At 57.5% G+C, this 233-nt stretch carries 1 pseudogene; it reads left to right on the forward strand.

Going from position 1 to position 233, the window contains the following annotated elements:
- Position 1: 1 nt before the first annotated feature.
- A pseudogene (locus tag ACI43T_RS12300) lies at positions 2-233 on the forward strand (cell division protein ZipA C-terminal FtsZ-binding domain-containing protein); the annotation flags it as partial.

Genomic DNA, 233 nt, shown 5'->3' on the forward strand with positions numbered 1-233 from the left:
GATTTACATCGTACTGTTCCTCGCCGCCGTCCTCGCCGTTGTCGCCTACAATATGTATCAGGAAAACCAATACCGCAAAAAAGTGCGCGACCAGTTCGGACACTCCGACAAAGACGCGCTGCTCACCGGCAAAACCAACCACGTCCGCGACGGCCAACCGTCCGGAAGTTCGGGCGTGATGCAGAAACCGCAAGCCGAGGTTAAAAAACCGGCCAAACCGCACGATCCCGCCC

Origin of the sequence: Neisseria oralis (assembly GCF_045062685.1) — a bacterium.
Taxonomy (GTDB): Bacteria; Pseudomonadota; Gammaproteobacteria; order Burkholderiales; family Neisseriaceae; genus Neisseria; species Neisseria oralis.